The organism is Azonexus sp. IMCC34842 (assembly GCF_050368855.1).
Taxonomy (GTDB): domain Bacteria; phylum Pseudomonadota; class Gammaproteobacteria; order Burkholderiales; family Rhodocyclaceae; genus Azonexus; species Azonexus denitrificans_A.
The window spans coordinates 1,626,136-1,648,544 of the sequence record NZ_CP178449.1; the positions used below are offsets into that span (position 1 = coordinate 1,626,136).

Here is a 22,409-nt window from a genome sequence, read left to right on the forward strand (position 1 = left end):
TATTTACGTGGTTTGTCGCCGTTGGTCCGTCGTGTCGAGCCGTTGCCGGGATTGTTCCCGTCGCATCGGCAGGCCTGCGCCAGCGGCACACGTACTCGGTTCTCCGCCCCCCCGATACGGAGAATCGCCTTGCAATCCAATGTCCAGTCTCTCTCTGCCGCAAACGAATTCGCGGTTGCCGCCCTGCAGGTCATCCGCCGTAACGGCGCGCTCGTTGCCTTCGATGCCGACAAGATCGCCGTTGCGCTGAGCAAGGCCTTTCTCGCCGTCGAGGGCAGCCAGAGTTCGGTGTCGTCGCGCCTCCGCGAACTCGTCGCCCGCCTGACGCAGAGCGTCGTTCGCTCGCTGACCCGCCGTTCGCCGGATGGCGGCACGGTGCATATCGAGGATATCCAGGATCAGGTCGAACTGGCGCTGATGCGCGCAGGCGAGCATGACGTGGCCCGGGCCTACGTGCTCTACCGCGAACGCCGCGCCGCCGAGCGGGCGGCCAGTCAGGCCGAGGAAATCAACGTCGCCGAGCTGCATGTGCTCGATAACGGCGTGCGCCAGCCGCTCGACCGCGAACTGCTGCTGAAGAATTGCGAAGCCGCCTGCTTCGGTCTGGGCGAGGTCGTGTCGCCGCGGACCATCTTCGAGCACGCCTTGAAGAATCTCTACGACGGCGTGCCGCTGGCCGATGTTTACCAGGCGCTGATCCTCGCCGCGCGCACCTTGATCGAGCGCGAGCCGGCCTACAACCAGGTCACCGCCCGCTTGCTGCTGGCCAGTCTGGGCCGCGAAGTGCTCGGCCGGCCGGTGACGCTGGGCGAGCTGGCGGTCGTCCAGGCCGACTATCTCGGCGATTTCATCAAGCAGGGTATCGCCGCCGAACTGCTCGACCCGCGCCTCGCCACCTACGACCTGGCGCGCCTCGCTGCCGCGCTCAAACCGGAGCGCGATCTGCAGTTTGGCTACCTCGGCCTGCAAACCTTGTACGACCGCTACTTCCTGCACATCGAGGGCCGACGCATCGAGCTGCCGCAGGTTTTCTTGATGCGCGTCGCGATGGGCCTGGCCTTGAACGAGATCGACCGCGAAGCGCGTGCCATCGAATTCTATGACCTGCTTTCCAGCTTCGACTTCATGTGCTCGACACCGACGCTGTTCAACAGCGGCACGCTGCATTCGCAGCTGTCATCCTGCTACCTGACCACGGTGGCCGACGATCTCGAAGGCATATTCCAGTCGATCAAGGAAAACGCCCTGCTGCAGAAATACGCCGGCGGCCTGGGCAACGACTGGACGCCGGTGCGCTCGCTGGGCAGCCGGATCAAGGGCACGAACGGCCAGAGCCAGGGCGTCATTCCCTTCCTGAAAGTGGTCAACGACACGGCGGTCGCTGTGAACCAGGGCGGCAAGCGCAAGGGCGCCGTCTGCGCCTATCTCGAAACCTGGCATCTCGACATCGAGGAATTCCTCGACCTCCGGAAGAACACCGGCGACGAGCGCCGCCGCGCGCACGACATGAACACCGCCAACTGGATTCCCGACCTGTTCATGCAGCGGGTCATCGAAAACGCTGAATGGACCTTGTTCTCGCCGGTCGACGTGCCCGATCTGCACGATTTGTTCGGTGCTGAATTCGAGATCGCCTACCTTGGCTACGAAGCGCAAGCGGCCAGCGGTCAACTCAAGCTGCACAAGAAAATCCCGGCCGTGCAGCTGTGGCGCAAGATGCTGACCATGCTGTTCGAAACCGGCCATCCGTGGATCACCTTCAAGGATGCCTGCAACCTGCGCTCACCGCAGCAGCATGTCGGCGTCGTGCATAGCTCGAACCTCTGTACCGAGATCACGCTGAACACTTCAGATTCGGAAACCGCCGTCTGCAACCTCGGTTCGGTCAATCTGCTGGCGCATCTGAAGGACGGCCAGCTCGACCAGGCCAAGCTGGCGCGCACGATCAACACCGCGCTGCGCATGCTCGACAACGTCGTCGACATCAATTTCTACGCGACGCCCAAGGCGCGCAATGCCAACCTGCGGCATCGCCCGGTCGGCCTCGGCATCATGGGTTTTGCCGATTGCCTTTACGAAATCGGCTTGCCCTACGCGTCGACCGCGGCGGTGGAGTTTGCCGACCAGACCATGGAAGCCGTCTGCTACCACGCCTATTCGGCGTCGAGCGAACTGGCCCGCGAGCGCGGCCGTTATTCCAGCTTCACCGGCAGCCTGTGGGACCAGGGCATTTTGCCGCTCGACTCGATCCGGCTGCTGGAGGAAGGGCGGGGCGGTTATCTCGACGTGAACCGCGAATCCAGTCTCGACTGGGCGGCGCTCAAGGAACGCATCGCCCGTTACGGCATGCGCAATTCCAACTGCGTCGCCATCGCGCCGACCGCGACCATTTCCAACATCGTCGGCGTCTCGGCCAGCATCGAGCCGACCTACCAGAATATCTATGTCAAATCGAATCTCTCGGGCGAGTTCACCGTCGTAAACGATGCGCTGGTCCGCGACCTGAAAGCCCTCGATCTGTGGGACGAAGTGATGGTCGCCGATCTCAAGTATTTCGACGGTTCGCTGGCCCGCATCGAGCGCGTGCCGGATGAACTCAAGGCGCGCTACGCCACCGCCTTCGAGATCGACCCGGTGTGGCTGATCGAAGCAGCGGCGCGCCGGCAGAAATGGATCGATCAGGCGCAATCGCTGAACCTCTATCTGGCGCTGCCCTCCGGCAAGAAACTCGACGAAATCTACAAGCTGGCCTGGACGCGTGGCCTGAAAACCACCTACTACCTGCGCACGCTCGGTGCCAGCCAGGCCGAGAAGACGGGCGGGAGCGACGAGGCGGTTGCACCGGAAGAACCGAAATTTTGCGCCATCGATAATCCGGAATGCGAGGCCTGCCAATGAGCGCGCTCCGCTTTGACGACTGGGATCAGCCTGCTGCCCCAAAGCCGGTTGCCGCTGTGATCGACGCTGAAATACCAGCGAACGGCGTACTTCCCCCAAGGCCACACACCGCCGCCCTGGCGCCGATCAACGCGGCCGACAAGCGCATCGTCAATGGCAAGGCCGACATCAACCAGTTGGCGCCGTTCAAGTACCCCTGGGCCTGGGAATTCTTCCTCAAGGCCAACCGCAACCACTGGACGCCGCTCGAAATCGGTATGGCGCAGGACGTGCACGACTACCACCACAAGCTCAGCCCGGCCGAGCGCCACGTTTTCGAGAATGTGCTGGCCTACCTGACGACCTCCGACATCCTCGCCATGCGCAACATCGGCCTGGCGGTGATGGAGAAGATGAGCGCGCCGGAACTACAGATCTACCAGGCCCGTCAGGTCTATGAAGAAGCGCTGCACACCTGGACCTACCAGCACTGCATCGAAAGCATCGGCCTTGATCAGCAGGAAATCTACAACCGCTATCGCGTCGTGCCGGAAATCCACGGCAAGATCGCGCTTGCCAACCGCCGGCTGGGAAAGGTACTACGTTCGGATTTCGATCTCGCCGACCGCGCCAACCTGCACGAATTCGCACTCTCCTATTTCTTCTTCGCGGTGATTTTCGAAGGCTGCTGGTTCTACAACGGCTTCACGCCGATCTTCGCGCTGCAACGGCGCGGTTTGATGAAGGGCGCCGCCGAGCAGTTGCAGTACATCATGCGCGACGAGGTGCTGCACTGCGCTTTCGGTATCCGCGTCATCCGCGAATTGCTCATCGAAGAAAACCTGACGCTCGATCCCGCCGCGCTGCGCGAACTGTGGGACGAAGCCGAAGCCGCCGAATTCGCCTACGCCGGGTTCATCCTGAAAGAACCGATTCTCGGCTACAACGCCGATCTGCACGTCCGGCAGTTCCGCTTCGTCGCCAACCGGCGGGCGAGACAGGTTGGCGTCGAAGAACCCTTCCCGGGCGCCGAGAACGTCCTGCCCTGGCTCGACGAGCAGGCCAACCTGCGCAAGGAGAAGAACTTCTTCGAAACGCGGGTGACCGAGTACCAGACGGGTGGGGCGTTGGCCTGGGATTGATTCAGCGGGCGCACCTCGCCTTTTGAGTCAGGGCGGCTACCTTAAGCGCGATTTGAGGTACTTTCCGGAACTCGGCAACAAATCGCCGCCGTCGACTCAAGGGAACCACTGGGCAAACGGATCGTCCACCACAGGCGGAAGGCGGCGACCGGGCGTTTCGGCCCGGTCGGCTTCTTCGGCCAGCGAAAGGCAAGCAATGTCACCCCGACGACTCATACAAGGAATCATCTTGGTCCTCTCTACCAGTTTTCTGGTCGGCGCCTGCGCCGACGACAAGGCCGCCGCCAAGGCGGCAAAACCGGCAGTCACCGACAGCATCGTGCTCGGCATGGGCTGTTTCTGGGGCGCCGAAAAACGAATGGCGGCCATCCCCGGCGTGCTCGATGTCGAAAGCGGCTACGCCAATGGCGATGTCGCCGGCACCTACGAAGCGGTGCTTGCCCACGAAAAGGCGGTGCGTGCCGGCAAGTCCAGCCAACGCAACCATGCCGAAGTGGTCAAGGTGACTTTCGACCCGGCCAAGATCAATCTGGAAAAAGTGCTGATCCAGTTCTGGGAAAGCCACAATCCGACGCAGGGCAACCGCCAGGGCAACGATGTCGGCACCAATTACCGCAGCGCCATCTACACCCACAACGATGCCCAGCAGGCGCTCGCGCTGAAAACCAAGGATGCCTACCAGAAGGCCCTGTCCGCCGAGAAATTCGGCGCCATCACCACCGAAATCGCGCCGCTGAAAAAGTACTACTCGGCCGAGGAATACCACCAGAACTACCTGGTCAAGAACCCCGACGGTTATTGCGGCCTGGGCGGTACCGGGGTCAAGTATCCGAATGCCACCGGCGCTTCAACGCCGATGCCGCCGGCCGCCAGCAAGGCGCCGCGACTCGAGGGCAAGGCGCTCAATTTCGAGCGCCAGCTAATCGTCTTCGAGGCCGACGACTGCGCCTATTGCCGCAAGTTCAAGGCCGACGTGCTCGATCACTGGAAATCGCCGGTCGCCGTCGTCCGCACGCTGAACCCGGAAGCGCCGGCCGGTTGGTCGCTGGAAAAGGCACTGTTCGCCACGCCGACCATGGTGCTCTTCGAAAAGGGTAAGGAAGTCTCGCGCTATACCGGCTACAACGGCGAAACGGCCCGCTTCTGGAAATGGCTGGGCTTTCACCTGCTGACGCCGGCCCAGCAGAAGATCGCCTTCGAGCAGGGTACCGAGCGCCCGGGTACCGGCTCCAACCTCGATGAAAAGCGCCCCGGCACCTTCGTCGATCCGATCTCCGGCGTGCCGCTGTTCCGCAGCGATACCAAGTTCGAGAGCGGCACCGGCTGGCCGAGCTTCTTCAATCCGCTGCCCGGCGCCATCTCGCTGCATGAAGATATCAGCATGGGGATGAAGCGCGTCGAAGTGCGCAGTGCCAGTTCCGGCATCCACCTCGGCCACGTCTTTGACGACGGCCCGCCGCCGACCGGCAAGCGTTATTGCATCAACGGCAATGTGCTGAAATTCGTGCCGGACGCGGCCAAGTAGTTCCCGCGTCCCTGTCGTAAAGGCGACAAGGCGGCGCGGCTAGCTTCGCGCGCGCCGCCGGGAAGCCCCGTTTTTCGGGCGGCTGCGCGTTGGCACTGCTTTTGCGTTGGCTTGCAGATCCTCGCTTCCGAGTATCTGCCCACCATGAGCACTGTAGAAAAACCGGCCTATCGCTGTCTTTCGCCGCAGGATGCCGCCGTCCTGCTTTCCGCCGAGCCGTCGGCCAGCATCTTCGACGTGCGGGACATCGCGAACTACCAGCGGGCGCATATCAAAGGCGCCATGCATCTGTCCGAAGATCGCCTGCTGGCCTGGATGCGCCGCCTGCCGAAGGAGGCGCCGATCGTCATCTATTGCTATCAGGGCAATGCGAGCAAGACCTTTGCCCAGATGTTCATCGATTTTCGCTACACCCGGGTATTCAGCGTCGATGGCGGTTACGAGCCGCTGGCTGCGGCGCTCGTCGCCGCGGTCGCCGCATGACGCCAGGCCGTGCTGCCGAATGGGTGGCGGCTCACGCTTTGTCGACCAGCGATGTCGATTGCGCCACCACGGTGATGCTCAAGATCCTCGACGGCAAATGCAAGATGAGCCCGGTGGACAAAATCGTCATGGAATTCCTCTACGACGCCGTGAAGCACCGCTCGGGCCAACGCTTCGGCGAAGAATTCCACAGCCTGATCGCCACCGCGCGGCAGGCGTCCAGCGAAGCGCTGAAAAGCCACATTTACGAAAAACGCGTGCTGGCCGAAACCGCCATCTCCCGCCCGGTGATGAAAGCCTTCAAGGCGATGATCCGGCAGGAAGGGCTGTTCGCCGGCCTGCCCGAAGAGGACGAAGAGGCATGACCATGAAGTTCTACATGACCCCCGGCTCATGCTCGACCGGCATCCACATCCTGCTCGAAGAGTGCGGGCTGGTCTTCGAGGCCTACATCGTCAATCTGTTGGCCGGCGACCAGTACAAGAAGGACTACCTGGCGATCAACCCCAAGGCCAGCATCCCGGCGCTGGTCCTCGACGACGGCACGGCGCTCACCGAGTTCTCGGCCATCGCCTGGTGGCTGGGGCGCAGCTACCCGAAGCGCAAGCTGCTGCCGGAGAGCATCAAAGACGAAGTGCAGGTGCTCAGCGTCATGAACCATGCCGTGCATACGCTGCACACCCAGGGCTTCGCCCGCATCTTCACCACCGAACGCTTTTCGCCGAGCAGCGCCGACCACGAATCGGTCAAGGCGCAGGGCCGGCAGATCATCGATCAGGGCTTTGCCATCGTCAATCGCCAACTGGCCGGCCGGGAATACGTTGTCGATCACTTCAGCATCGCCGATGCCGCGCTGTTCTACGTCGAATTCTGGGCCGACCGCATCGGCATCCCGCTGCCGGAAAACTGCCAGGCCCATTACCGCCGGATGCTGACCAGGCCGGCGGTCCGCCAGGTGCTGGCGGAGGAGGGCTACGCTGCCGTGCTGCGCTGAAGGTGAACCAGCGGAGTTGCCAGCTGCTTGGCAACTCCCAGGTCGGAACTATTCAAATTGATGCTTGCTCAAGCGTTCAAGGCTCGGAATCTTCAGATGCCGGCCCTCGACCCGAATCAGATCGAGATCGTTCAATTCACGCAGAATGCGCGAGAAATACTCCTGGGTGAGATTGAGGCGGGAAGCGATGACGCATTTTTTAACTGAAAGATCGAGGCTTGCCGCTTCACCGTCCAGCTCACCGTTTTCCAGCTGATCGAGCAGGTACCCGATGAAGCGCTGCTTGCCGGTGAGCAGGGTATAGCCTTCGACATCCTGCATCAGGTGGTGCGTCCGGAGGGCCAGGCTGCCCAGCATCTTGCTCCTGATGCCGTGATCGCGATCCATCTCGCCGAACACCGTCGACGTCGAGACGTGCAGCAACAGGCTGCTGTTAAGGGCTTGCGCCGAAACGACATAGGGCTTGTCGAGGAACATCATGGCTTCCCCGAAGCTTTGTCCTTGTTGCACCACCTCGACAATCTTCTCGCCCCCCTGAGGCGAAGTGAACGACAGCTTGACCTGCCCGAAAATGAGGATGTGAAAGCCCGTGCACGGATCGCCGCGATGAAAAATCGTCTCCCCCTGGGCGCAGCGAACTTCCCGGGTTCCTTTGGCGATCCGGGCAATTTCGTTTGCGCCAAGCTCATTGAAGAGCGCCGCATTCTTCAGATGGGTTTCAACATTGATCCGCTGATGATCTCGCACGCGGTTCCCTCACGATGCCCTGGGGGCGTCAGCGATGCTTGCCCGGTTGGCCAGGACAAGGTTTCTCAGCAAGACTTTCGCCAAATCTTCCGGATGTCGGTTGGCCAGTTGCTGGCTTGTGCCGCCCGTTGCGGTCGAGACGACGAGAATCATTCCGGCAATCCAGTAGTTGCCGGTGAAGACGTCGCCATCGATTTCGCAACTAACGGGCCACCTTTCATACCGTCGGTAGCTTGTGCCGATGCTGTGGCTACGCACGCTTTGCCTGCGGCATTCAGGTCTTGACCCGAGTCAGGCTTATTTTCTGAAGCAGCGCGTACAGCTCGTCCTTGATAGCCAGTTTTTTCTTTTTCAGAACCTCGATCTCATCGGGCGTTCCGGGCTCCAATTTCGATTCCATTCCTTTGATCTTCTGATCAAGGGTGTTGTGTTTGTCGAACAGGGTCTGGAAGTACCTGTCGGTAGTCTTCAATTCGGAAATCAGGTCGCGATATTCATGAAACATGGGAATCTCCAACGGGATTGAGGCGGATTTAAATGACGCCCTGCGCCAGCATGGCTTCGGCCACCTTGACGAAGCCGGCAATGTTGGCGCCATTGACGTAGCTCACCTTGCCGTCCGCATCGCGACCATAGTTCAGACAGGCTTCATGGATATTGCACATGATTTCGTGCAGGCGGGCATCGACTTCGTCGCGCTGCCAGGAAAGGCGCATCGCGTTCTGGCTCATTTCCAGTCCGGAGGTGGCCACCCCGCCGGCATTGCTGGCCTTGCCCGGGGCATAGAGCACCCCATTGCTCTCGAAAACCTTCACGGCATCGGCGGTCGATGGCATGTTGGCGCCTTCGGCGACGCAGATCACGCCGTTTTTCACCAGCATCTGGGCATCTTCGCCGTCCAGTTCGTTCTGCGTTGCGCAAGGCAGGGCGACATCCACCGGTACGTGCCAGGGACGTAGCCCGGGCTGGAAGGTGGCGCCGACGCGCTTGGCGTAATCGCTGACGCGACCGTAGAGATGGTTTTTCACCTCCATCAGTTCGGCCAGTTTTTCCGGTGTGAAACCGCTTTCGTCGACGACCGTACCGCTCGAATCCGACACCGTGACGACCTTGGCGCCAAGGGCCATGGCTTTCTCGACCGAATACTGGGCGACGTTGCCGGCGCCGGAAACGCTGACGCGCAGACCTTCGAAGCTGCGGCCTTGCTGCTTGAGCATCTGCTCGGCGAAATAGACCGTGCCGTAACCGGTCGCTTCGGGACGGATCAGCGAGCCGCCGAAACTCAGGCCCTTGCCGGTGAACACGCAGTCGGCACGGTTCGAGAGCTTTTTCATCATGCCGGCCATGAAGCCGACTTCGCGGCCCCCGACGCCGATGTCGCCGGCCGGCACGTCGGTATCGGAACCGACATGGCGGAACAACTCGCTGACGAAAGCCTGGCAGAAGCGCATCACTTCACCCGGACTGCGGCCCTTCGGATCGAAGTCGGAGCCGCCCTTGGCGCCACCCATCGGCAAGGTGGTCAGGGCATTCTTGAAAGTCTGCTCGAAGGCCAGGAACTTGAGGATCGACAGGTTGACCGAAGGGTGGAAGCGGATGCCGCCCTTGTAGGGGCCGATGGCCGAGGAATGCTGGATGCGGTAGCCGCGATTCACCTGGACCTCGCCATGATCGTCGATCCACGAGACGCGGAACATGATGATCCGCTCCGGTTCGACCAGCCGATCCAGCAGGCCGTGTTCCGCATATTTCGGGTGCTGGGCGATGTACGGCCACAGGCTTTCCATGACTTCGGTAACCGCTTGCAGGAATTCCGGTTGCCCCGGATTGCGGGCCGCCACTTGCTGGATGAAATCCTCAAAACTCTGGTAACGCATTGTTTCTCTCCCCGTCTTGCTGTGTGGTGAATTTCTCAAAACTGAGTGGAATCCGGACTGCCGCGCCATGTAAAAATCGTCTTCGATTGATACTTTAATGGCGACAATTGGCGCCCCGATTTGGTGCAAAAAATCGATGCTTGGCGACAGTGGTCGTCGATGGATGTGCCGACGGCGATGGCAAATGAGTTAATCTCGGGCATTCTCAGTGATTATTAATTGTTTTTATTGAGAAGGCTGGTCGGCCGTTTTTCGAAGCTTCGATAATAGGGGCGGAAACCGGGCTTGATAAGTCACCATTTTTGAACAAAACTGTTTCCAATTTGATAACAGCGGGAGGGCCTGGTGCACGACATCAATGACATGCTGTTCTTCGCTCACGTGGTCAAGGTCCGGAGCTTTTCCGAGGCGGCGCGCCGCCTCAATGTCTCCAAGTCACGGGTGAGCAAGGCGATCGCCCGCCTGGAGAGCGACCTTGGCGTCCGGCTGCTGCACCGGAGCACCCGCAGCCTGAGCCTGACCGATGTCGGCGAGGCGTATTTCGAGCATTGCGACCGGATCCTGGAAGAACTGAGCCTGGCCGACACGACGATTTCCCGCTTGCATCAGGAACCGCGCGGCAAACTGAAGATCAGCGCGCCGGTGGCTTTCAGCACGATGCATGTCGCCTCGGCCTTGCCGGATTTCATGGCGCTCTATCCCGACCTGACCGTCGATTTGACGATCAGTGACCGAATGGTCGACCTGGCCGACGAGGGCTACGACATTGCCCTGCGCATCACCCGCGAGCCCGGCGAGAACCTCGTGGCCCGTCAATTGGCCCCGATCCGCCGAAAGATCTGCGCCAGCCCATCCTACCTGGCGCGCCGGGGAATTCCGCGGGTTCCCGAGGATCTCGTCGCGCACAATTGCCTGGACTATTCCTTCATGAATACCCAAGGGGTCTGGCATCTCAATGGGTACAACGGTGATGTTTCGATCCCGGTATCCGGCACCCTGCGCATCAACGACGACGAGGCGCTGTCACAGGCGGTTCTCGGCGGGCTGGGCTTGGCCTTGCTGCCGACCTTCATCGTCGGCAAGGATCTGCAGGAAGGCCGCCTGGTCGAAGTGCTGCCTGGCTATGTGCCAACCGAACGGTTCATCTACGCCATTCATCTGCCGAATCGGCACTTGCCGCTGAAAGTCCGTGCCTTTATTGAATTCCTTCTCAACCGCTTTGGGCCAACCCCGTATTGGGATCGTTGAATAAAGCGGGGCTCGGCATCCGCTGCCTTGCTATTCACCTTTTCGCCGTTGTGCCGCCAAAATCTCCGGCAGTTTCACCTCGATCCAGTCGGCCAGTGCTTCCACCTTTTCGCCGATTTCCTCGCCGAGCGGCGTCAGCCGGTATTCGACATGAGGTGGCACGACCGGGTAGGAGATGCGTTCGACAAAGCCGTCGCCTTCCAGCCATTGCAGGGTCTGGGCGAGCATCTTTTCGCTGATGCCGTTGACCTTGCGGCGCAGCTCGCTGAATCGGTGCGTGCCGCCTAGCAGGGCGACCAGCAGCAGAACGCCCCAGCGGCTGGTGACGTGCTTGAGCACCTCGCGGGACGGGCATTTTTCCGAGAACAATTCGCCGCGCCGCATCAGTTCGGCGAGGGCGGGCTGGTTGGCGTTTTCGTTGGCTTGATGCATTTTGTACTTACCTTTGAGTGCGTACTTACTAAAAGTTAGCGATGTCGCTATTCTGCCGACTCCCCCCACCGAAATAAAGGAAATTCATCATGATCGTCGTCACCGGAGCCTCCGGCCAGCTTGGCCGTCTTGTCATCGCAGCCCTGTTGCAGAAAGTCCCGGCCGGCGAGATCGTCGCCGCCGTGCGCAATCCGGCCAAGGTTGCCGACCTCGCGGCGCGTGGCGTGCAAGTCCGTCAGGCCGATTACGACCAGCCGGCCAGTTTGGCCGCCGCCTTCAAGGGCGCCGACAAGCTGCTGCTGATTTCGGCCAGCGAAGTCGGTCGTCGCGTGCCGCAGCACCGCGCCGTGATCGACGCAGCCAAGGCGGCCGGCGTCGGTTTGCTGGCCTATACCAGCATCCTGCATGCCAACACCTCGCCACTGCCGCTGGCCACCGAGCACCAGGAAACGGAAGCGTTGATCCGCGCTTCCGGCCTGCCGGCGGTGATCCTGCGCAACAGTTGGTACACCGAGAACTACCTGGCCGGCATTCCGGCCGCGCTGCAGTACGGCGTGCTGCTCGGCAGCGCCGGAGCAGGGCGCATCGCCTCGGCGGCGCGCGCCGACTATGCCGAAGCGGCGGCTGCCGTGCTGACGACGGACGACCAGGCCGGGCGTATCTACGAACTGGCGGGCGACGAGTCCTACACGCTGGCCGAACTGGCCGGCGAAATCACGCAGCAGTCCGGCAAGGCCGTGGCCTACCAGGATCTGCCGGAAAGCGAATTCAAGGCTGCCTTGCTCGGCGCCGGCTTGCCGGAAGCGTTGGCCACACTGCTCGCCGAATCCGATGCCGGTGCCGCAAAGGGCGGCCTGTTCGACGATGGTCGTCAGTTGAGCCAACTGATCGGCCGGCCGACGACGCCGCTGTCGAAACTGGTCGGGCAGGCTCTCGGTTAAGTCTGGGGGCGCACCGGTGCGCGATGGCGGACACCTCTCGCACCGGAATATGTGTGGCGACTAGTGGTTAGTACCAATTGAAAACACCGGGCGACTTGAGGGAAACTCGCCTCCCTTTGCATTCTTGTCGGTCGCCGACCAAGCCATGCCTCGGGTTTGCCCTTGCACCGTCCGGCCAGGACCGGTGCGCTGCGCTTGCCCGGCGATCTGGCGCAGAAACGAATCATGTCCGAATTGAAGAACACCCCCGGCCTGCCGCCGCCCCCGTCGTGGACCGAGTCCGGCGATCTGGAAGGCTGGGTGCATGCCACCGAAAACTGCAGCAGCACGGCCGGCCCCGGCATGCGCTATGTGCTGACCCTGTCCGGCTGTCCGCTACGCTGCCAGTATTGCGACGCGCCGGACACCTGGGAGCGGCATGAGGGCGCCCCGGCGCTGGTCGCCGACGTGCTGGCCGATATTGCGCGGCGCAAGACCCTGTTGCGCGGGCGCGGCGGCGTCACCTTGGGCGGCGGCGAGCCGCTGCTGCAGAGCAAGTTCTGCCGTGCCATCCTCGAAGGCTGCAAGGCCATGGGCCTGCACACCGCCCTCGATACCGCCGGCTATTACGGCGATTACGCCGACGACGCCCTGCTGGCCAGCGTCGATCTCGTGCTGCTCGATATCAAGACCTTTTCCGCCGAGCGTCAGCGCACGCTGAGCGGTGGCGAACTCGAGCCGGTGCTGCGTTTCGCCAACGTGCTGGCGGCGCTCAACAAGGCCGTCTGGCTGCGCTTCGTGCTGGTCCCCGGGCTGACCGACGATTTCGCCGAAATCGCCGCGCTGGCCCGCTACGCAGCCGGCCTGGGCAACGTCGAGCGGGTCGATGTCGTGCCTTTCGAGCAGCACGGCGGCTACAAATGGCGTGACCGCGGCCTGGAATATCCGCTGGCCGGCGTCGCACCGCCGACCGAAGAAGCGCTGGCCAAGGCCCGCGATCTGTTCCGGGCGGAAGGCTTACAGGTTTACTGAGCCGGCGCCGGCCGGGTCCGGTGGTCCTAGGCGCGATAGTGCCCGCGACAAGGCCGACGAATTCGTATAGCCGGCATCTCGTGCTGCCGTTTTCAGGCCCTTGCCCGACTGGACGGCACGCCGGGCGATGGCCAGGCGGATCGCCGAGAGGTATTTGCCCGGCGTCTGCCGCATTACGTCGCGGAAGGTGTTGGCAAAGGCGGTGCGCGACATGCCGGCCTCCGCGGCCAGCGCTTCCAGCGTCCAATGGTCTTGCGGCCGGGCGTGGATGGCGACCAGGGCACGGGCGATGCGCGGCTCGGCCAGGCCGCTCAGCAGCCCGCCGGTGCTGCTCGGGTGGGCGATCAGATGGCGCAGCAGGCCGATGAACAGGATGTCGCCGGCCCGGTCGAGCAGGGCCGGCTGGCCGCAGCGCGGCGCCTGCAACTCGGCGGCAATCAGATTGACCACGTGGTGCAGCGAGGATTCGGCCCCGGCCAGCGCCACCACCAGCGGTTCGCCGAATTCGCCCATGAGCAGCGCGGCAACCGGCCCGTCGAACCAGGCCCGGGCGCACATCAGGTGCCGGAAGGCGGCGGGCGATTGCGCGACCAGCGCATGTGCTGCGTCGGCCCGGCAGACGACGATGCACGGCGCCTGCAGCGCCTGGCGGGCAGTCGACGGCAATTCGAGGGCCATTTCGCCCTCGGCGAGCAGGTAGAGATGCAGGCAGGGTGCCGCTTCGGCGGCTATGTCCAGGCGTGCGCTGTCGGCCGGCGGCCGGCCGACCCGCACGCGCGGCGCCAGGCCGGCGAGCAGGGCAGAGAGTCGGTCGAGGTGGACGGCAGGCGGCATTTGTACGAATTGCAAATATTATTCAACGATGGATTGCGGTTAGTTCACCACAATGGCACGGGGCGGTCAAGCAAGGTGCTGAACAGGCAAGCGGCCTGGAACAATCTTGCGCAAACCGCAGTCATTCAACGAAAGGATGCTCGATGCCCCGTACTGTTCCGACACCGCGTCGCCCGGCTCACGCCCTGACCGGTGGCGGCCGTTTCGGGCGCGCCGACATCGATTTCGCCAATGCCCACGATTACCCGGGCGCGGCTAATATGCCGACGCCGTCTGACTTTCCCAGGAGCTTCTGTAAATGAAAATTCTTATTCTCGGCGCCGGCGGCATTGGCGGCTATTTTGGTGCCCAGTTGCTGCGCAGCGGGGCCGACGTGACTTTCCTGCTGCGCGACAAGCGCCAGGCGCTGATCGCAGCAGAAGGCCTGCGCATCGAGACGCCGCACGGCAATTTCACGGTGCAGCCGCCGACGGTGACGGCGACCAGCGTGACGCCGATCTACGATCTGATCATCCTGGCGCCCAAATCCTACGACCTCGAGGATGCGCTGACCTCGCTCGAAAACGCCCGCGGCAAGGCGGTCGTGCTGCCTTTTCTGAACGGCATCGAACACCTGGCGGTGCTCGACCGCAAATTCGGCCGGGCAGCGGTGATGGGCGGCGTCGCCCACATCGCGGCAACGATTACCGAAAGCGGCGCCGTCCGGCAACTGAACGACATCCACAGCCTGACCGTCGGCCCGCGCGACCCGGCGCACCTCGAACTGGCCAAGGAGTTCATCGCGCTGTGCGGGAAAGCGCCGTTCGATAGCGTGTATGCCGAAAATATCGAGCAGGCGCTGTGGGACAAATGGGTTTTCCTCGCCGCGCTGGCCGGCATGACCACGCTGTGTCGCGGCTCGGTCGGCGAAATCCTGGCGACGCCCTACGGCGAAGGCCTGATTCGCCAGATGTACGACGAATGCTGCGCCGTCGCCCGCCTGAGCGGCTACCCGACCGGCGAGGCCGCGACGGCCAGGGCGCTCGGCATGCTGATCGCACCCGGCTCGCCGTTCACCGCCTCGATGCTGCGCGATCTGCTGGCCGGGCAACGCACCGAATACCAGCACATTCTCGGCGCCATGGCCGAGCGCGGCATCGCCCTCGGTTTGCCGATGGATCTGATGCGTCTGGCGCATACCCATCTGGCGGTGCAGGCCGGGCGGGGCTGAGCCGCCGCCTACTGTTCAGCCGATGATCCGGAAATGGGCGATCAACTGCTGCAGGCGCAGCGAAGTTTCCTTCATCTGCAGGGTTTTCTCGTTGACCGCCTGGATCGCCGTCGAAGCTTGCTCAATGCCGGCGACGATATCTTCGACCTGGAGGGCGATCTGGTTGCCGGCTGCCGATTGTTGCCGGGTGCCGTCGGCGATATGACGCGAGATCGAGGCGACTTCCTCGCCTTGCCGGGATACCGCATCCAGCCCTGCGCGGGCGGCGCTGGCCGCTGAGTCGGCGCTATCCACTTTGCTGCCGGCGGTGGCCATCGTCGCCACGGCAATTTGCGTGACGCGCTGGATGTCCTGCACGCTGTTGGTGATTTCCGCCGTCTGCTTGCTGGCGTTTTCCGCCAGCTTGCGGACCTCGTCGGCGACGACCGCGAAGCCGCGTCCGGATTCGCCGGCCCGTGCCGCTTCGATCGCGGCGTTCAGGGCGAGCAGATTGGTCTGCTCGGCAATGCCGCGAATCAGCTGACTGACCCGGTCGATGGCGGAGATCGAGCGGAACAGCTCGGACATCGTTTGTTCCGCGCTACTGACCGTGGCGACGACGCTTTGCGAGGCCTGCTGGCTTTCGTCCATGCGGATCACCGCATCGGCCAGCAGGAGGTCGGAGGCGTTGACCGTGGTCGCCGCCTGCCCGGCACTGAGGGCGATTTCATCGACCGAGGCGACCAGTTCCTCGACCGTCGCGGCAATGTGATTGACGGCCTGCGACTGGGCTTCCGCCGCCTGGCGCGACTGATCCATTTCGGCCTGCAGGATGTCGGCATCGACGCCGACCTCGTCGGCGGCTTCGGCGATTTGCGCCATCATCACCTTCATGTGGGTCTGCATGGTGACCAGTGAATCGTTGAGGCGGCCGAGTTCGTCGACGCGATACATCGGAATGCCGTCGGTCAGGTCGCCCTGGGCGATATGTTCCTGGTGCGCAATGACCTGGGCGATGCTGCGCATCATGCCGCGCTGGACGAGATGCAGGCCAAGCCCGGCGAGAACGCCGGAAGCTAGCAGAAACAGCATGGCGCCTTCTATGGTCGCCGGGACAAGCCCGAGCGCCGGACCGGCCATGTGGGTGGCCGCGCCGAGCAACTGGACGGCGATCAGCCAGAGCACGAAACCGGACATCTTGGCCCGCAGCGAAAGACGCTGCCAGAGGCCCGGCCGCGGGATCTTCGCGGTGCCGCTTTTCAGCTTGCCGTAGAGGGCTTCCGCCGCGCTGACCTGCTGGCGCGTCGGCTCGGTACGCACCGACATGTAGCCGATCGTCCGGTTGTCCTTGAGGACCGGCACGACCAGCGCATCGACCCAGTAGTAATCGCCGTTCTTGCAGCGGTTCTTGACGATGCCGCGCCACGGCCGACCGTCCTTGATGGTTTCCCAGAGCCAGGCAAAGGCTGCCGGCAGCATGTCCGGGTGGCGCACGACATTGTGGTTGTTGCCGATCAGTTCCGTCCGGCTGAAGCCGCTGATCTCGACAAAGGTGTCATTGACGTAGGTGATGATGCCCTTGAGGTCGGTCCGCGAGACGATGTAGCGTCCCTTGGGGAAAGCGACTTCGTTTGACGTGACGGGGAGATTGGTTTTCATCGGGCTTCCGGGGACGACGTTTCCAGCCCGTCGATATAGGGGCGATAGCTCTGGTCTTCGCCGAGGATGTGATCGCGCAGCCAGTCGCGCAGAAAGCCGAGAATGCGCTGTCCGAGCTGGCCGCGGCGATGGTAGGTGAACTCTTCGCGCAATTCCTTGACCCACTTCTCGAAGCCGCGGTGGATCAGGCGGTGCCGCTCGAGGTCGGGAAAACCCGCCGCTTCCAGCAATTGCTCTTCGTATTCGAAATGGAACACGGTGTAGTTCACCAGTTCGTCGATGATCATCGCGACGATGGTCCGGTCGTTCTGGGTTTCGGCGCTGGCCAGCTGATTGATGGTGTCGATCAGGATGCGGTGCTGCTCGTCGATGTGTTCGTTGCCGACACTCATCGAGTCCGACCATTTGACCAGCATCACCTTGCTGCGCTCCTCGATGACTTCGAGGAAGACCCCGGCCACCACCGGGTCGAACTGCGTGCCGATCAGCTGGCGGATCTGGGCGACGGCGCGCTCGGTGCTCCATGGCGTCTTGTACGGGCGGCGCGAGGTCAGCGCGTCGAAGACGTCGGCCAGCGCGCAGATCCGCCCGGAAACGGGAATTTCGTCGCCGGCCAGGCCGCTCGGGTAACCGCTGCCGTCATGCCATTCGTGGTGGGTGAGGGCAATTTCGGCGCCGATGTTCATGTAGCGGCTGTGCTGCATCAGCAGGCCGGCCTGGTTGAGCATTTGCGCGCCGGCGACGGCATGGTGCTTCATGCATTTGCGCTCGTCGTCGGTCAGCGGCCCGGCCTTGAACAGTATCCGGTCGGGAATGACGATCTTGCCGACATCGTGCAGGATGCTCGCCGTCGATACGTGGTCGATGAAGGCCTCGTCGATGACCGAGACAAACAGGCCGCGCCGATGCAGGCGGCGGGCCGTCTGGCCGACCAGCCGGGCGACGCGCAGGACATGGGCGCCGGTATCGGTATCGCGGTGTTCGGAAAAGTTGGCGATGGCCACCACGTTGGCCTTGGCATTGCGCCGGACTTCTTCCAGGGCGCGGGTTTCGCGGGTGACGTCGAGATAGCTGTAAACGTAGCCGCCGGAAGCGAGCGGGGTGGCGACAATGCTCAGGACGGTACCGTTCGGCCGGACGCGTTCGCTGCGCCAGTGGGCGCGGAGGGCCATGCTGTCGATGTGCCTGGCGATGAAATCTTCGTGGTCGCCGCTATCAAAAAACTCGCCGTGTTCGAGAAAGTGGCGCAGGACTTCCTGGAAGGGCTGGCCGAGGAAGCGGTCGGCATCGGGTAGTCCGAGCAGTTTCTGGTAGGCCCGGTTGTAGCCGCGGACACAATAATTTTCGTCGAGCCAGATATGGCCCTGCTCGATGGCCTGCATCGCTTCCGCCATGGCGGCTTCGTTCGACAGCCGTGGGCCGGTGGGGGCGGGCAGCGGTGGGGTGGCGGGATCCGCGAATTCGTTCCACATCGCGTGCTAGCCCAGTATTTTTTTAAAAAATTTGCCGAGCAGTGTCGCCGGCGCGGCGCGCTTGGCGTATTCCGTCGTGTAATCCTTGTCGGCCACCAGGATGTGGTTGATCAGCCAGTCCTTGAGGTAATGGACGATGTCGAGGTTGAGTCGCTCGCCGGCGGCGACCCGGGCTTTTTCCAGACGGATGCGCGCCACGAAGTGGTCGTGGGCCTGCTTGTGCGCGGCGAATTTCGGGTAGCCGATTTCGCGCATGAAGATCTCTTCGGCCGTGAAATGGGTGACGGTATAGCGCTCCAGCGCATAGACGATCCGGAGCGTCTCGAGCTTGTTGTGCTGCTGGTCGATGGTGGCGGTCCAGATGTGATTGATCAGATCGATCAGCTGCTGATGCTGCTGGTCTATCTCCGGCGTGTTCAGACTGAATTCGTCGGACCAGGCGACCAATTGTTGTGATGCGGCCATGAATTCTTCCCATTTCGTTACGGTAGGCGTAGCCATTTCTGGCATGGGAAGATCGCCGGCATTCCGGCGCTGCGCCTTGCTCCCACGGCCTGATTGTAGGGAGAGCGGGAGGGATGGAAAATTCAGGGATACAACTACCGACTAAGGGTAAACGGGTAGCCGATTACCGCATTTATGACGGCCGGATCAACAATGGGTCATCTCGCCGGTTTGTCCGGTCGAGTTTCGGCCTAGAGGCTGGAGACCAGCCCGGTCCGGATCGCGTAGCGGGTCAGTCCGATGGCGCTGTCGACATCGAGCTTGCGCATGATGTTGCGGCGATGCACCTCGACCGTCGACAGGGCGATTTCCAGGCGTTCGCCGATCTGGCCGGAGGTCAGGCCGAGGGCGACCAGTTTGAGTACCTGGATTTCCCTGGCCCCCAGTTTCGTGCCGGGGAGTTCCTTTTTCTCGCCGCGTCCGCTCATCGCATCCTTCACCGCATCGGTGGCGTCCGGGCACAAATACGAGCGGCCCCGGCTGACGGCGTCGATGGCGCGCAGCAGTTCCGCTCCGGCCGCCGCCTTGGTCACGTAGGCCGAAGCTCCGGCGCTCAGCATGTCGGCGATGTAGCCCCGGTCGGAAAAGACCGATAGCGCGATGATCTTGATCGTCGGGTGGGCGGCGGCGAGCTGTCGGGTGATCTCGATGCCGTTCAGGCCGGGCATGTCGATATCCAGGCAGACGATATTCGGTGCGCTGTCGCGGGCCAGGGCGAGCACTTCGAGGCCGTCGCCGGTTTCGGCAACGATTTCGAAATCCGGGTTGCGTTCGAGCAGGATGCGCAGCGCTTCGCGAAACATCTGGTGATCGTCGGCCAGCAGGATGCGCAGCTTCATGAGTGTCCTTTATGGGAGGAAATTTCGACTTCGATGCGTGTGCCGCTGCCGGGAACCGAGACGATGGTGCACCGCCCGCCGGAAAACTCCGCCATCTCGCGCATGGTCAGGATGCCAAGGCCGCCAGTGTGGGTGGTTTTGCCGAGCGAGTCGGGATCGAAGCCGATACCGTCGTCGGCAATGCTCAGCGTGAGCGGCGCGCTTTCCAGGCACAGGCTGACGACAATCGACTTCGCCCGGGAATGCTTGGCGCAATTGGTCAGCGATTCCTGGACGATGCGAAAGAGCAGGGATTCCTTCTCCGGATCGAGGCGCACCTCGGGATGGGCGCAGATCAGCTGGATGGCGATGCCGGTGCGCCGCTGGAATTGCTTCAGGTAACTGTCGACGGCCGGCGCCAGCCCGGCGTAGTCAAGCACCGGCGGCCGCAGGTTCGACGAGATTTCGCGAATGCTGGCCGTCGTGTCCTCGATCAGGGCGCGCACATCGTCGAGTCTCGACGACAGTGTCCAGGTGCTGCCTTCTTCCATGCAGGCGGTCATGATGTCGAGATGCACCCCGATCGCCGCCAGGTTCGGGCTGGTCCGGTCATGCAGTTCGCCGGCCAGGCGCCGGCAGGCGCTTTCCTGGATGACCACCAGATGATGCGACAGCTCAGCCATGCGTTGTTCGGCCTGCTTGCGCTCTGTTACGTCCTGCTTGACGGCGATGAAGTGGCGAATCCGGCCTTCTTCGTCGCGGACCGGTGTAATGGTCTGGTCTTCGGTATACAGCGTGCCGTCCTTGCGGCGATTGATCAATTCGCCGCGCCAGACATGGCCGGTGACGATGGTTTGCCACAGGTCGCGGTAGCCGTCGGCCAGTTGCTCGCCCGATTTGAGCAGGTCGCGCGGGTTCTTGCCCAGCGTCTCCGCCATGCTGTAGCCGCTCAGTTCGCAGAAGGCCGGATTGGCCCACTCGATGTTGCCTTGCATGTCGGTGATGATGATCGAGTTGGCCGCCGCTTCGAGCGCGGCACTGCGCAGGCGCAGCTTTTCCACGTCGCTGTCGTGCTGACGGGCGGTGCGGAGCAGGCGGATGAAATAGAGGCTGGCCAGCGCCAGGGCCATCATCAGCATCGTTCCGGCGGCGAACAGCGTGTGCCAGGCTTCGCGTCGCCAGGAAGCCAGGCCGTCTTCTTTGTCGAGATGGACCACGATGGCAAACGGATATTCCCGCGCCGGACGGTAGGCGGTCAGAACGCTGCGCCCATCTTCCAGCGTCTGCTCGAAACGGGCCGCTTGATCGGCCGCGATGTGCTGCGCCAGAAGTGCGTTGTCGATACGCGTGCCGGGATGCCGCCGGGGATCGGTAGACAGCAGCAGAATCCCGTCGTAGCGGATCAGCTCGACGACATCGCTTTTGCTGTTGAGGTTGCGTTCGTAGTAATTGAGAAAGTAATCGGCATTTACCGCGGCCAGCAGGCTGGCCGGCCGGGCATCGTCAACGTCGATATCGCGCAACACGGGAATCAGGCTCGGTGCCTCGGGCGGCGCCGGCTGGTCCGGTGAGGTCGGCTTCCCGTCATGAAAGTCGCGGGCCGCCCAGGGCGATGCGGCGCGCAGGATCGGTCGGGTTTCGGGCGTCGCCGGCAGGAAATCGCGCCGCGCGACGCGCTGGCCGATATTGCGCTGATCGGAGCTGGCAATGATCTGGTCGCTGGCGTCGAGCAGGGACAGCGAACGCAGGTAGGGGGCATGTCCGAGGGCCTGGTGCAAGGCGCTGTCGTTCGGCTCGTTGGCGACGTTGGCCAGGGTCAGGTTGATGACATTGAAGCTCTGGGTCAAATGCTCTTCGAAGCTGCGCGCATACATATTGGCCATGTCGAAATTGCGTTCCGTTGCTTCGGCGCGCAAACGCCACAGGGTGTAGGCGGTCCCGGTGACGACGAAGGCGGCAAACAGCGTCGTCAACAACAGGAAGTTCAGGCACCGGCTGCGTTTTTTCTGGTCAGGCATGAATCGTTGGAGGGCAGGTGGCTGGTGTGGGCCGCAGTTGCGACAGGCAGGACAGCGGGGCGAGCAGTTTCATGGCAATCGGAATCTTTGTATGCGGCGCAACGTGGCCGGCGCGAGCCAGCCGCATGCTACCCGTTTTTGTCTCGCCGGCGTGAGCTGCGTTGTGTCGACAATCAACTACCGGATGCTTGGGGCGTCGCCATTGCCCGGCGATTTAACCCTAAGCGCGAAATCGCGCAGACGGTCCGCCGGCTCGCCGGCTAGTCTGGGCTTGCTCCGGATTACCCAACAGTCGGTCCGGATGCCGCTCTCGCCGGGTGTCGCCTGCCGCATTTCGGTGCCGGCGATACGGGCAGGGCGGGTACCGGGCAATTTTGCCAGGGCCAAACTCAAGGAGCTGGATATGAGCTGGGATATTGATGCGGAAAGCTGGAAGCTGGTCGGGGTCAAGATCAAGTCGCGCTGGGGCAAGATCAACCAGGCCGGACTGGCGATCATTGACGGCAAGCGCGAACTGCTGCTCGGCCGGATCCAGGAACTCTATGCCGTGAGTGCCGAGGAAGCCGAAAACCAGGTCGCCAGTTTCGAAAAACATACCAAGGAACTGCGCCCCAAAGCCGTGATCGCCTGATTCGTCT

23 protein-coding genes are annotated in these 22,409 nt (G+C 62.7%); 11 read left to right on the forward strand and 12 right to left on the reverse strand.

The window, feature by feature from the left end; all coding sequences use genetic code 11:
• The first annotated feature begins 129 nt into the window (after positions 1-129).
• The gene (locus ACLIKD_RS07690; protein WP_428827845.1) at positions 130-2,898 is read left to right on the forward strand and encodes a ribonucleoside-diphosphate reductase subunit alpha; all 2,769 of its coding nucleotides are present in this window, start codon (positions 130-132) and stop codon (positions 2,896-2,898) included.
• Positions 2,895-4,019, forward strand: coding sequence for a ribonucleotide-diphosphate reductase subunit beta (locus ACLIKD_RS07695; protein WP_428827846.1), 1,125 nt, complete (start codon positions 2,895-2,897; stop codon positions 4,017-4,019). The genes ACLIKD_RS07690 and ACLIKD_RS07695 overlap by 4 nt, the downstream gene beginning before the upstream one ends.
• A 96-nt stretch (positions 4,020-4,115) precedes the next feature.
• Here the strand turns inward: ACLIKD_RS07695 and ACLIKD_RS07700 are convergent, their stop codons facing one another.
• Entirely contained in the window at positions 4,116-4,349 is a 234-nt protein-coding gene (locus ACLIKD_RS07700) for a hypothetical protein (RefSeq protein ID WP_428827847.1), read from the reverse strand.
• Between ACLIKD_RS07700 and msrA the strand changes: the two genes are divergently transcribed.
• The 4 genes from msrA (at position 4,249) to ACLIKD_RS07720 (ending at position 7,021) form a co-directional block, all read left to right on the forward strand.
• Positions 4,249-5,544 carry a peptide-methionine (S)-S-oxide reductase MsrA gene (msrA, locus tag ACLIKD_RS07705; protein WP_428827848.1) on the forward strand — a complete coding sequence of 432 codons (1,296 nt, stop codon included), beginning with the start codon at positions 4,249-4,251 and terminating at the stop codon, positions 5,542-5,544. The two genes, ACLIKD_RS07700 and msrA, sit on opposite strands and share 101 nt — an antisense overlap.
• Before the next feature lie 144 nt (positions 5,545-5,688).
• Positions 5,689-6,027, forward strand: coding sequence for a thiosulfate sulfurtransferase GlpE (locus tag ACLIKD_RS07710; protein ID WP_428827849.1), 339 nt, complete (start codon positions 5,689-5,691; stop codon positions 6,025-6,027).
• A complete protein-coding gene (locus tag ACLIKD_RS07715; protein WP_428827850.1) occupies positions 6,024-6,392 on the forward strand; it encodes a hypothetical protein in 369 nt (122 codons plus the stop codon). Before ACLIKD_RS07710 ends, ACLIKD_RS07715 begins: the two co-directional genes overlap by 4 nt.
• Complete coding sequence (locus ACLIKD_RS07720) at positions 6,389-7,021, forward strand: glutathione S-transferase family protein (RefSeq protein WP_428827851.1); 633 nt, start codon at positions 6,389-6,391, stop codon at positions 7,019-7,021. Before ACLIKD_RS07715 ends, ACLIKD_RS07720 begins: the two co-directional genes overlap by 4 nt.
• Before the next feature lie 48 nt (positions 7,022-7,069).
• Here the strand turns inward: ACLIKD_RS07720 and ACLIKD_RS07725 are convergent, their stop codons facing one another.
• The 4 genes from ACLIKD_RS07725 to gdhA form a co-directional block, all read right to left on the reverse strand.
• Positions 7,070-7,768, reverse strand: a complete 699-nt coding sequence (locus ACLIKD_RS07725; protein WP_428827852.1) for a Crp/Fnr family transcriptional regulator — start codon at positions 7,766-7,768, stop codon at positions 7,070-7,072.
• 9 nt (positions 7,769-7,777) lie between these two features.
• Positions 7,778-7,921 (reverse strand): hypothetical protein, encoded by a 144-nt coding sequence (locus tag ACLIKD_RS07730; RefSeq protein ID WP_226473187.1) that lies wholly within the window; start codon positions 7,919-7,921, stop codon positions 7,778-7,780.
• Between the two features lie 121 nt (positions 7,922-8,042).
• Positions 8,043-8,273, reverse strand: a complete 231-nt coding sequence (locus tag ACLIKD_RS07735; protein WP_226419684.1) for a YdcH family protein — start codon at positions 8,271-8,273, stop codon at positions 8,043-8,045.
• Between the two features lie 28 nt (positions 8,274-8,301).
• Complete coding sequence (gene gdhA / locus ACLIKD_RS07740) at positions 8,302-9,645, reverse strand: NADP-specific glutamate dehydrogenase (protein WP_428827853.1); 1,344 nt, start codon at positions 9,643-9,645, stop codon at positions 8,302-8,304.
• Between the two features lie 345 nt (positions 9,646-9,990).
• On the opposite strand from gdhA, the gene ACLIKD_RS07745 reads away from it, so the two are divergent.
• On the forward strand, positions 9,991-10,893 hold the full coding sequence (locus ACLIKD_RS07745; protein WP_226473190.1) for a LysR family transcriptional regulator: 903 nt from the start codon (positions 9,991-9,993) through the stop codon (positions 10,891-10,893).
• A gap of 30 nt (positions 10,894-10,923) precedes the next feature.
• Here the strand turns inward: ACLIKD_RS07745 and ACLIKD_RS07750 are convergent, their stop codons facing one another.
• Positions 10,924-11,325 (reverse strand): winged helix-turn-helix transcriptional regulator, encoded by a 402-nt coding sequence (locus ACLIKD_RS07750; RefSeq protein ID WP_428827854.1) that lies wholly within the window; start codon positions 11,323-11,325, stop codon positions 10,924-10,926.
• Positions 11,326-11,414: 89 nt separating this feature from the next.
• Between ACLIKD_RS07750 and ACLIKD_RS07755 the strand changes: the two genes are divergently transcribed.
• Both ACLIKD_RS07755 and pflA read left to right on the forward strand, forming a co-directional pair.
• A complete protein-coding gene (locus tag ACLIKD_RS07755) occupies positions 11,415-12,266 on the forward strand; it encodes an SDR family oxidoreductase (protein ID WP_428827855.1) in 852 nt (283 codons plus the stop codon).
• Between the two features lie 225 nt (positions 12,267-12,491).
• Positions 12,492-13,277 (forward strand): pyruvate formate-lyase-activating protein, encoded by a 786-nt coding sequence (gene pflA, locus ACLIKD_RS07760; RefSeq protein WP_226419689.1) that lies wholly within the window; start codon positions 12,492-12,494, stop codon positions 13,275-13,277.
• Here the strand turns inward: pflA and ACLIKD_RS07765 are convergent.
• Complete coding sequence (locus tag ACLIKD_RS07765) at positions 13,263-14,111, reverse strand: cupin domain-containing protein (RefSeq protein ID WP_428827856.1); 849 nt, start codon at positions 14,109-14,111, stop codon at positions 13,263-13,265. The two genes, pflA and ACLIKD_RS07765, sit on opposite strands and share 15 nt — an antisense overlap.
• Before the next feature lie 298 nt (positions 14,112-14,409).
• On the opposite strand from ACLIKD_RS07765, the gene ACLIKD_RS07770 reads away from it, so the two are divergent.
• Complete coding sequence (locus tag ACLIKD_RS07770) at positions 14,410-15,321, forward strand: ketopantoate reductase family protein (protein ID WP_428827857.1); 912 nt, start codon at positions 14,410-14,412, stop codon at positions 15,319-15,321.
• 15 nt (positions 15,322-15,336) lie between these two features.
• Here ACLIKD_RS07770 and ACLIKD_RS07775 read toward each other — a convergent pair whose 3' ends face one another.
• The 5 genes from ACLIKD_RS07775 to ACLIKD_RS07795 form a co-directional block, all read right to left on the reverse strand.
• Positions 15,337-16,959 (reverse strand): methyl-accepting chemotaxis protein, encoded by a 1,623-nt coding sequence (locus ACLIKD_RS07775; RefSeq protein WP_428827858.1) that lies wholly within the window; start codon positions 16,957-16,959, stop codon positions 15,337-15,339.
• Entirely contained in the window at positions 16,956-18,431 is a 1,476-nt protein-coding gene (locus ACLIKD_RS07780; RefSeq protein WP_428827859.1) for a bacteriohemerythrin, read from the reverse strand. Before ACLIKD_RS07780 ends, ACLIKD_RS07775 begins: the two co-directional genes overlap by 4 nt.
• A gap of 6 nt (positions 18,432-18,437) precedes the next feature.
• The gene (locus tag ACLIKD_RS07785; protein ID WP_428827860.1) at positions 18,438-18,896 is read right to left on the reverse strand and encodes a bacteriohemerythrin; all 459 of its coding nucleotides are present in this window, start codon (positions 18,894-18,896) and stop codon (positions 18,438-18,440) included.
• A 230-nt stretch (positions 18,897-19,126) separates the two neighbouring features.
• On the reverse strand, positions 19,127-19,774 hold the full coding sequence (locus ACLIKD_RS07790; protein ID WP_226473199.1) for a response regulator: 648 nt from the start codon (positions 19,772-19,774) through the stop codon (positions 19,127-19,129).
• Entirely contained in the window at positions 19,771-21,771 is a 2,001-nt protein-coding gene (locus tag ACLIKD_RS07795; RefSeq protein WP_428827861.1) for a PAS domain S-box protein, read from the reverse strand. Before ACLIKD_RS07795 ends, ACLIKD_RS07790 begins: the two co-directional genes overlap by 4 nt.
• 403 nt (positions 21,772-22,174) lie before the next feature.
• Between ACLIKD_RS07795 and ACLIKD_RS07800 the strand changes: the two genes are divergently transcribed.
• On the forward strand, positions 22,175-22,402 hold the full coding sequence (locus ACLIKD_RS07800; RefSeq protein WP_226419699.1) for a general stress protein CsbD: 228 nt from the start codon (positions 22,175-22,177) through the stop codon (positions 22,400-22,402).
• The last annotated feature ends 7 nt before the right edge of the window (positions 22,403-22,409 follow it).

Coding starts and splice junctions, on each gene's coding strand:
- ACLIKD_RS07785 (WP_428827860.1), bottom strand. CDS start 18,896: ATGGCCGCATCACAACAATTGGTCGCCTGGTCCGACGAATTCAGTCTG.
- ACLIKD_RS07735 (WP_226419684.1), bottom strand. CDS start 8,273: ATGTTTCATGAATATCGCGACCTGATTTCCGAATTGAAGACTACCGAC.
- ACLIKD_RS07695 (WP_428827846.1), top strand. CDS start 2,895: ATGAGCGCGCTCCGCTTTGACGACTGGGATCAGCCTGCTGCCCCAAAG.
- ACLIKD_RS07715 (WP_428827850.1), top strand. CDS start 6,024: ATGACGCCAGGCCGTGCTGCCGAATGGGTGGCGGCTCACGCTTTGTCG.
- ACLIKD_RS07765 (WP_428827856.1), bottom strand. CDS start 14,111: ATGCCGCCTGCCGTCCACCTCGACCGACTCTCTGCCCTGCTCGCCGGC.
- gdhA (WP_428827853.1), bottom strand. CDS start 9,645: ATGCGTTACCAGAGTTTTGAGGATTTCATCCAGCAAGTGGCGGCCCGC.
- ACLIKD_RS07775 (WP_428827858.1), bottom strand. CDS start 16,959: ATGAAAACCAATCTCCCCGTCACGTCAAACGAAGTCGCTTTCCCCAAG.
- ACLIKD_RS07720 (WP_428827851.1), top strand. CDS start 6,389: ATGACCATGAAGTTCTACATGACCCCCGGCTCATGCTCGACCGGCATC.
- ACLIKD_RS07710 (WP_428827849.1), top strand. CDS start 5,689: ATGAGCACTGTAGAAAAACCGGCCTATCGCTGTCTTTCGCCGCAGGAT.
- ACLIKD_RS07755 (WP_428827855.1), top strand. CDS start 11,415: ATGATCGTCGTCACCGGAGCCTCCGGCCAGCTTGGCCGTCTTGTCATC.
- ACLIKD_RS07750 (WP_428827854.1), bottom strand. CDS start 11,325: ATGCATCAAGCCAACGAAAACGCCAACCAGCCCGCCCTCGCCGAACTG.
- ACLIKD_RS07770 (WP_428827857.1), top strand. CDS start 14,410: ATGAAAATTCTTATTCTCGGCGCCGGCGGCATTGGCGGCTATTTTGGT.
- ACLIKD_RS07780 (WP_428827859.1), bottom strand. CDS start 18,431: ATGTGGAACGAATTCGCGGATCCCGCCACCCCACCGCTGCCCGCCCCC.
- ACLIKD_RS07700 (WP_428827847.1), bottom strand. CDS start 4,349: ATGCCGAGCACGATGCTGTCGGTGACTGCCGGTTTTGCCGCCTTGGCG.
- ACLIKD_RS07800 (WP_226419699.1), top strand. CDS start 22,175: ATGAGCTGGGATATTGATGCGGAAAGCTGGAAGCTGGTCGGGGTCAAG.
- pflA (WP_226419689.1), top strand. CDS start 12,492: ATGTCCGAATTGAAGAACACCCCCGGCCTGCCGCCGCCCCCGTCGTGG.
- ACLIKD_RS07795 (WP_428827861.1), bottom strand. CDS start 21,771: ATGCCTGACCAGAAAAAACGCAGCCGGTGCCTGAACTTCCTGTTGTTG.
- ACLIKD_RS07790 (WP_226473199.1), bottom strand. CDS start 19,774: ATGAAGCTGCGCATCCTGCTGGCCGACGATCACCAGATGTTTCGCGAA.
- ACLIKD_RS07730 (WP_226473187.1), bottom strand. CDS start 7,921: ATGATTCTCGTCGTCTCGACCGCAACGGGCGGCACAAGCCAGCAACTG.